This window comes from Citrobacter sp. VF227, from assembly GCF_052950715.1.
The window spans coordinates 1-8,257 of sequence record NZ_JBRFVF010000023.1; the positions used below are offsets into that span (position 1 = coordinate 1).

Sequence of the window (8,257 nt, forward strand, 5' to 3'; positions counted from 1 at the left end):
CCGCATACTGCGGATGTCCCATACCCGGTACGCCCCTGTCTGAGTGGGAGAAACGCCCCATATTTCCCGCTTCCTTCTGTCCGTTCTCTGCCATCCCCGTCCCTGTTGATGTAAAAACAGGGGCCGGCCGTGGCGCGTCATCAATTCTGTATGACTGTAACCTTCACCGGCCCCCCGCGCAAAATTTACTGCCCGACAGTACTCGCGCACTGGCTGGCCTCACACCGGATATTCCTGACATTAAACACCGGGCACTGCCATCAGCCTGCGCCATGTCTGGCTTCAGATTGAATCTGAACTGAAAAGGGATCCTTTACGCATTTGGCTTACCCGTAATAATGCTGGATAAGACAACAAAAGGATCCGCGCGCTGCGATTTATTGTGATGGCAGGATCGAGCCTTTGAGGCCAGAATGGCTGTATCCATAACCAGTGCGTGCGCTACGTGAAAAATAGCTTATAAACAACATCATTCCCCTGCAGAATTCATCAGTGTGCGTTTCGTTATTACTGATAGCACCAGGTGTTGATTTTGCGACCGCCGAGGCATTACGACGCATGGCCATCTCCACCGGCGCCACCCCGGCTTATCTTCTGGCGCCGGAAGTGAGTGCCCTCCTCTTTTATATGTCCGATCAGCGTCATCACATGCTGTTTGCGACCATGTGGAATACCGGCATCCGTATAAGAGAAGCCCGGACGCTGACCCCGGAATCGTTTGATATCGATGGTCTGCGACCGTTTGTGCGGGTGTTGTCTGAAAAAGTCCAAGCGCGACTAGGGCGCCCGCCGAAAGATGAGTTCCGCCTGGTTCCGCTGACAGATATAAGCTATGTCAGGCAGATGGATAGTTGGATGCTCACCACCCGCCCCCCCCCCCCCGACGTGAACCGCTTTGGGCTGTCACCGGCGTTTACCATGAATCACTGGCTTACGGTCTGTACGATGCCGGAGCAAAAATATCACTGGCCAATCCTCATTGCAGCAGGGAATTTGCCCGGGGCATGGATATTCTGACGAAAAATGACAAGGTGGATGCTTATATGCTGGCCTGCTACGGGGCGCTTAAAGAGCCTGAGCCGTGGGAACCACCCCCAGAGAATGTCCGCTATCTCAGTGCACTTCTGCGTCGCCGCGATGCGCTTGTTACAGACAGTAGCCGCGAAAAAAACAGACTGGAAAAATGTCGGGCAACAAATACTTCCGCTGCTGTTGCTGAATCCATCGAAAACGTGCTGCGAAACCTGAGTGCAGAACTGCAGCGCCTGGAGACTCTTATACAGGGGCATCTCAATCAGCATCCTGAATTAAAAAAGGATTTTGACCTACTGACATCGATAAAATCCGTAGGTTTTCAGTTAGGTCTGAATATGCTGGTAATCCTGCGGAGTCATCGTTTCGACACAGCTGAGCAGGCAGCCGCTTTTCTGGGGGGCGTTCCGGTTGAAAAGTCCTCCGGCACCTCGGTCAGAGGGCAGAGCCGTTTGTCAAAAATCGGGCCACCGGAAATCAGGGCAAAACTGTATCTGGCATCGTTGTGTGGCCTGAGATTTAACCCGGTGATGAAAGCGATGTATGAGCGGTTATGCCAGCGAGGCAAGGCCAAAATGTGTGCTATTGGCGCACTGATGAGAAAACTAGTTCACTGGTGCTATGGAGTCCTGCACACACAACAGCCGTTTGATGCTGAATACCGGTCTTCTGATGCGCATAGCGCATGTAAGGCGGCATGCTGAGAGTTACATATGCGCACAGAGTTTAATTCGCCAAAGCCCGGCGTAAGGTAGTCGGGGGCTTTTAGGGGGCAGTTTGGATATAGAGAATTATTGTACGGTAAGCCTGTTTTTTGAACAGGCTTATCTATCGCTGTAGGGGGTACTCCCGCGCTATATGCCGTTCTCAGGGGATTTGAACTTGATCGGATAACCTAAATGCGATACCGCAAGGGCGACAATTTAAAAGCGATAACCGCTGACGAAAAATCAATCCGTTACGCATCTCGATTGGTTAAATATTGCGCTTAACGTACAAAATTCTCCGATCTCCAAACTGCCCCCGTTTAGGAAGGGGGCCGAACCCCCCCGGAACGGCCCCCTGAAGGAATGGCAATTCCGTTCACCGCCAATATTAGCTTTTTCCGGGCTGTGATAACATCTCCGGGTCATTTTTCAGAGCCAGGGCAGATGAAGAAGAAAAACAGCACACCCACTCCTCACGATGCCACGTTCAGGCAGTTCCTGACGGAACCGGATATTGCCCGGGATTTTATGGAGTTGCATCTGCCGGCAGAGCTGCGTGCCATCTGCGATCTCGGCACACTGAAACTGGAGTCCGGCTCCTTCGTTGAGGACGATCTCCGCCAGTACTTCAGCGATGTGCTTTACAGCCTGAAAACCACTGCCGGTGATGGATATATTCATGTTCTGATCGAACACCAGTCAACACCTGACAAACATATGGCTTTCCGCCTGCTACGCTATGCGGTGGGCGCCATGCAGCGCCACCTGGAGGCAGGGCATAAAAAACTGCCGCTGGTGATACCGGTGCTGTTCTATACGGGTAAACGCAGCCCGTATCCGTACTCCACCCGGTGGCTGGATGAGTTTGACGATCCGGCGCTGGCAGGCAAACTCTACAGCAGCGCTTTCCCGCTGGTAGACGTTACGGTCATTCCGGATGATGAAATCGCTGGCCATCGCAGTATGGCCGCCCTGACTTTACTGCAAAAGCATATTCACCAGCGGGACCTGGCAGAACTGGTTGACCGGCTGGCGCCCATCTTGCTGGCGGGATACTTGTCTTCATCGCAGGTGATATCGCTGGTACACTATATAGTACAGGCAGGCGAAACATCCGACGCCGAAGCCTTTGTACGCGAACTGGCACAGCGTGTGCCGCAACACGGAGACGCACTTATGACCATCGCACAGCAGCTTGAACAGAAGGGCATCGAGAAGGGGATTCAGCTCGGTGAACAACGTGGTATTGAAAAAGGCCGTTCAGAAGGTGAGCGCGAAGCGACTCTGAAAATAGCCCGTACCATGCTCCAGAACGGCATTGACCGCAATACTGTCATGAAAATGACCGGTCTGACTGAAGACGACCTGGCGCAGATCCGCCACTAATCCCCCTTTCCTGGCACTCCCTGTCCGGCCATCAGCGAATACTGGTGGGGCAGGGAGGCACCAGACTCAGGCTCTGCCTGCCAGCCACAGCGTTCAAACAGCTTCATCACCCCCGCTACGTTCCCAGTCAGACGCGCTGTCAGCGGATTTATCTGTCGGCCGCTGTCGTCAAAAGCGACATCGAGGTTAGCCCGTGAGAGATAAATGCCGTTCACGCCCGCACTGAGCGCCACAGCATTCCGGCCGGACCATTCCCGATCGCTCAGCAGACGGTAGTTCCAGTGCATATCTTTCGCTGTTTCCAGCGCATAGGTCAGCCGGAACAGGTCGTTCTGCTCGGACAACTCGCCGGTGCAGGAACGCCAGAGGTAATTCAGCTTGCTGGCCAGCCTGGCACTGACGCCCATCTGACGTCCCTGTTTCAAAAGTGGAGTAAGAGACAGGACGTAGTCGGACTATTTTCCTGCCTCTCCTCCCCGAACCGGACGTGCGCCTCTCAGCGCATCCGGCTCTCCGTCTAAATGCTGTCCAGTGCCATAGCCACTTCAGCATAGCGCGAGGTCCATGTATTTCTGGATTCTGTCCTCAGATAGGGGTTACCTTCGGGATTCCTCCACCGGAAGTTTTTCTTACCTTGTCCGACCATACGGTACAGTATTTCACCACAGAGACTGCCATTGTTAGCCTTGCCAAACAGAATCCAGGTTCTGTTCATGCCTGGTTTTGGTGTTTTACACCACATGCGCATCAGTTTCTTGATACTTTTCCGGTATTTATGAGCCAGCCAGTAAGCCAGTTTCCAGAACACAACCCGGTCAATATAACTGAATATTTTGGCTTTGAAGTCCACAAATTGATAAAACGCACTCCAGCCTTTCAGTTTACGGTTGATTAACTCAACCATACTGACTTTACTCTCACTGTAGTTGCCTGATAATAGTACCGTCAGTGATGCTGCGAAGTTTCTGGCCCGGTCTTTGGGGATCGTGGTGACTACCCGCATTTTGCCATAGCGGCTACGTTTACGGATAATCCGATGTCCCAGAAAAACGAAACCATCGTTAACATGAGTAACTTTTGTCTTTTCCATGTTTAGCCTGAGTTTCAGGCTATCTTCGAGCACACCCCGGTATTCCTCCCGGATGGTCAGCGCGTCTGCTTTCGTGCCCTTGACGATGATTACAAAATCATCGGCATAACGACAATATGTGACGGCTGGCCTGAGTTGCCGGTGCTCCAGTATCGCTATCGCTTGTCCATTCCGGACAGACCGGTTCCACTTTTCTCTCTCTTTCCTGCTCTCAGCACTCAGGTAATGTTCATGCAGGTACTTATCGAATTCATTTAACATGATGTTCGATAGCAAAGGCGATATGACACCTCCCTGCGGTACTCCTTCACTGGCAGCGCGGAAAAGCCCGGCATCAACGTGACCCGCTTTGATCATCCGCCATAGCAGGATCATAAAACGTGCATCTCTGATCCTCCGTCGTATGGCTTTCATCAGCAGGTTATGATGGACTGTATCAAAGTAACTGGATAAGTCTCCCTCAATGATCCAGCGCCCTCTGGCTTGCCCACAGTCTGTAAGTTGCAGTTTTACAGTACGTATCGCATGGTGGACACTGCGTTCAGGCCTGAAACCATAGGAAAGCGAGTGAAAATCACACTCCCAGATCGGTTCCATGGCCATCAGCATTGCCCGCTGAACAATGCGGTCACGCAGCGTGGGTATACCCAAAGGACGTTGTTTACCATTTGCCTTGGGTATATAAACCCTTCTGGCAGGGAGTGGTCGATAGCTACCCGAAAGCAACTCATCTCTGAGAATATTCAATTCCTCAGTTAGTCTGACCTGCAATTTTAGCCTGTCGACCCCATCCACACCGGGGGTATGAGCCCCCTTTGTGCAGAGCGTAAGTCGTGCTGCTTCAGCAAGCCAGTCCGGGTGGGTAATCAGACGCAACAACCTGTCCACCCGGAAGGATGGATCTGTTGTCGCCCATGTGGCTAATTTGCGTTGCATTTCACTGATTATCAAAGGTCTTCACCTCATTTGGTCAGTTATATTACTCAACAAATACATTTAAACTGCCTCCCTTCGCCATGTAATGGGCTTTCCCCATATCGGACTACTACGGAGGCTCCGCCAGCCAGTGCGGCATCAGGGCCATGCCCCCTTAACATCCGTCACTGACCTTCCCCGGTTTATCTGTCTGGACTCAGACATACTGATTAGGTTGCCCATCGCACTCTTTACCCTTGCTTGCCGCAAGTTGACAGGAAGCAGCAGCCCGTCCTGTGGTGGAACTGCTGTCCCGGCATCCCAAATGGCTGTCAGAATGCCTTCGTACCGACAGTATCTTACGTTCTGTCGGTTCCTCCTGTACGGCTTATCAGGTCACGTAAGCCGTGGTGACATTTCAACCCTCAGAGGCGGATTAATGGGTTCATGTTCTTCAGCCTTTCAGCACTCAATCTTGGAGATCGTCTTGGCTTAGTGACCTCGCCTCAATCCCCTTTGTCAGCGGGTTACATCACCCTGCGGGCATGCCGCAGGTCACTGCCGCTCAGATTCACCATTGCCACAGCCAATGGGATCGGCAAGTTGCTCATCATGAGTAATCTGCACGATATTCCAGACAAACTCGTGGTTCATATTGAGCATCCTTACTCTGCCTGAACTCCGGGCACACGCCACTCAATATCGGGCGTCACATCACGAGAAAAACGCCGTTGCTTCAGCGCAGTAGCCAGCCAGCGGGTAAGAAATAGGTTTTCCTGTGCCGGCGAGAGAACGCCACCCTCCTGCCTGGCCAGCGCAAGCGCTACCAGGGTACACCACGCCAGGTGACCTGATTTTTCTGTCAGCGTCACGGCTTCTCCCGCAAGTCAGAAAAATGATGTAATTCATCCAGCATAATCAGCACACGTCGGCCAGTCTTACGGGGAAATATTCGCCGCATCTCACGCGTCAATTGCTTCTTCTCCCATCCGTAAGGGAAAATAATGCTGTATTCACTTCTCTCATTCGGTTTTTGTTTTGCTTCTGGCTACCCGTTTATCTTCCACCGCGTTAATGCGGGGGAAGATAAACGCAATTAAAAACCAAAGACTAAACGCTAAGATCCTTACGACAAGTTGCTATGTTTGCGCTCTCGGGGAACTGCGCCCATAGTGTGCCGATGTCCACCTCTAAGGTGAAGTAACGGAGGTAGCCGCCGATGATCGATATGTCAACTGACCACGCTGCAATGGCGGTTGACCACCCGTTGTTATAGCGATATAAGTTTCCCCACTCGTTCCACAGCGCTCCGGTGTTACGCTGTCTCGTGGCTATGTAATTGTTGTGGTGAGACAAGTCCGCTGCGGTCGGCTGGCTGTATCCCGGCTGCGAGTTGCAATAGTTACTGGCCTCGGACCTGGTCATCGTGTTCCACCCAGAATTTATGAACCAGCCCTTAAGCGTGAAACTGTATCTAATGCTTTTCCCCTGTCCACTGGCCGGCGTACCGGTGATGGTCACCTTACTGCCCGTACCTGTTCCGGTGAACGTCACCACACCATTCGTCACTGAGACCCAGCTGGCGTCGGACTCCCAGGTGTAGTCTGACGCGTTCTTGTTGTCCTTCGGCACGACCGTAAACGTTGCCCCGGTAAAGCCGGTGGTCGGGAATGTCCCCTCTTCACTTGTCTGTGCAAAGGTGGCGGGATTAACCTGCGTATTGATGGAGGCTGGGGCCTCGTATTCCGCCGTGATGGCATACGCCCCGGACTCCGCCGCACGGCTCCAGCCGCTCAGCTTCACCGTTGCCTTCAGCCCCGTCCCCGCCGTGGTGGCCGTGTACGTCGCCGTATAGGTCCCGTCCCCGTTGTCGGTCCAGCGGCTGCCTGTTTTCAGCGTCGCGTCCGGTACCGTCACGGTATCTGCCGTCAGCAAGACCGCCGCCCCGGTCACCGCGTTGCCCTGCGCGTCCTGCAGCGCCACCGTGATGAGCATGTCCGCACCCGACACGTAGGTGGTGGCGTCGGTTCTGATGGACGACGTCGTCTCATCCGCACTGTCTGCCGTGATGGTATACGCCCCGGACTCCGCCGCACGGCTCCAGCCGCTCAGCTTCACCGTTGCCTTCAGCCTCGTCCCCGCCGTGGTGGCCGTGTACGTCGCCGTATAGGTCCCGTCCCCGTTGTCGGTCCAGCGGCTGCCTGTTTTCAGCGTCGCGTCCGGTACCGTCACGGTATCTGCCGTCAGCAAGACCGCCGCCCCGGTCACCGCGTTGCCCTGCGCGTCCTTCAGCGTCACCGTGATGAGCATGTCCGCACCCGACACGTAGGTGGTGGCGTCGGTTTTAATGGCTGACGTCGCCGGGTCCGGCGTGGTCGCAGTGATGGTCACCTCTGCCGGCAACAGCGTCACGCCGCTCACCGACGGCGTCAGCGTCACGGTCTCCTCGTCCGTGCCCGCCGTCACCGTGGCAGTGTAGACACCCGCGGATTGTCGCGTCAGCGCCGATACCGTGGCGCTTTTCAGCGCGCTGCTGTTCAGGCTGATGTCCTGCACATCCATATCCACCGGCTGCCTGTTCCCGTCCCGCAGCGTCAGGGTCAGCACCTGCGTGCTCTTCCCGTCCGCCGGCAGCACGCTGCTCTGCGGCGTGAAGGTGGATGTCTGATTATTCACCGCCGAAGCCTGCACCGTTACCTGCGTCTCACTGCGGTCGGAACGGTTACCCTTCCTGTCCACCGCCACGCCGCTGACGGTGTATGTGTTCACACCCTGCGCCGGTGACTGGTACGCCGGCAGCACCACCGCATAATCGCTGCCGTTCTGTACAATTTTACCGCCAGCCGCAGTCAGGGCGGCGGCATCCCAGTCGATACGCTCAGGACCGTACCTGCCGGTCACTGACACCCCCAGGGACTTCTGCTCCCCGGCATAGCCCGTCACCAGGCCTGCGGTCTTCAGCCGGATGACGTCCTTTTTGCGGTACTCCAGCACGATATTGTTGTTACGCTCCGCCAGGTCATACCGGCTGCCCGTGAGGGTTCGCATGGCCGCCACCGCATCCGGACTGACCTGACTACGCCATGGCACCCCCAGCTGATAGTTCACGTCCAGGGTGAGTCGCGTG

General features: G+C 54.7%; 3 protein-coding genes and 4 pseudogenes. 3 read left to right on the forward strand and 4 right to left on the reverse strand.

What is annotated here, in order from left to right; all coding sequences use genetic code 11:
* Window positions 1-459: 459 nt before the first annotated feature.
* The 3 genes and pseudogenes from ACU8YC_RS24355 to ACU8YC_RS24365 form a co-directional block, all read left to right on the forward strand.
* Window positions 460-908, forward strand: a pseudogene (locus tag ACU8YC_RS24355) (tyrosine-type recombinase/integrase); the annotation flags it as partial.
* Window positions 906-1,736: pseudogene (locus tag ACU8YC_RS24360) on the forward strand (IS110 family transposase); the annotation flags it as partial. The pseudogenes ACU8YC_RS24355 and ACU8YC_RS24360, both read left to right, overlap by 3 nt.
* A 447-nt stretch (window positions 1,737-2,183) precedes the next feature.
* Window positions 2,184-3,125 carry an Rpn family recombination-promoting nuclease/putative transposase gene (locus ACU8YC_RS24365; RefSeq protein WP_446895890.1) on the forward strand — a complete coding sequence of 314 codons (942 nt, stop codon included), beginning with the start codon at window positions 2,184-2,186 and terminating at the stop codon, window positions 3,123-3,125.
* Here the strand turns inward: ACU8YC_RS24365 and ACU8YC_RS24370 are convergent.
* The 4 genes and pseudogenes from ACU8YC_RS24370 to ACU8YC_RS24385 form a co-directional block, all read right to left on the reverse strand.
* Window positions 3,122-3,553, reverse strand: a pseudogene (locus tag ACU8YC_RS24370) (DUF2913 family protein); the annotation flags it as partial. The gene ACU8YC_RS24365 and the pseudogene ACU8YC_RS24370 overlap by 4 nt on opposite strands.
* A gap of 89 nt (window positions 3,554-3,642) precedes the next feature.
* A complete protein-coding gene (ltrA, locus tag ACU8YC_RS24375; protein ID WP_446895892.1) occupies window positions 3,643-5,151 on the reverse strand; it encodes a group II intron reverse transcriptase/maturase in 1,509 nt (502 codons plus the stop codon).
* Between the two features lie 671 nt (window positions 5,152-5,822).
* Window positions 5,823-6,002: pseudogene (locus ACU8YC_RS24380) on the reverse strand (DUF2913 family protein); the annotation flags it as partial.
* A gap of 238 nt (window positions 6,003-6,240) precedes the next feature.
* The coding region (locus tag ACU8YC_RS24385) for an invasin domain 3-containing protein (protein ID WP_446895891.1) at window positions 6,241-8,257 on the reverse strand (2,017 nt) is incomplete at its 5' end.

Excerpts from the sequence above, each read along its gene's own strand:
- ACU8YC_RS24365 (WP_446895890.1), top strand. The coding sequence starts at position 2,184 with ATGAAGAAGAAAAACAGCACACCCACTCCTCACGATGCCACGTTCAGG.
- ltrA (WP_446895892.1), bottom strand. The coding sequence starts at position 5,151 with ATGCAACGCAAATTAGCCACATGGGCGACAACAGATCCATCCTTCCGG.